At 61.6% G+C, this 258-nt stretch carries 1 protein-coding gene; it reads right to left on the bottom strand.

What is annotated here, in order from left to right:
• Positions 1–258: cellulose synthase subunit BcsC-related outer membrane protein (locus ACO0LM_RS28805; protein WP_423042388.1), on the bottom strand; the 258-nt coding region annotated here is incomplete at both ends.

Below are 258 nucleotides of genomic sequence, written 5' to 3'. Positions count from 1 at the left end.
AGGTGTCGAGTTTGATGCCGGTACGGGTGACGCCACCCCAGGTGAGTCCGTACAGGCTGTCTTTGGCACCGGCATAGGAGAGGTAGCTGTCGGTCACTGAGCGACGGGCGATTTCTATGCCTAGGCTAGCCCCGTCATCAGAACCACTCCAGCGTAGTCCACCGACGATGTTCTGGATGGGGAAGCCGATGGGGCTGGAGCCGATGTCGGCACGTACGCCTGCCAGTTCGTAGCTGAGGCTGAGGGCGACGCCTTTGG

The organism is Undibacterium sp. Di26W, assembly GCF_049340265.1.
In the GTDB taxonomy this organism is placed as follows: Bacteria; Pseudomonadota; Gammaproteobacteria; order Burkholderiales; family Burkholderiaceae_D; genus Undibacterium.
This window is presented reverse-complemented; position numbering and strand designations above follow the sequence as displayed.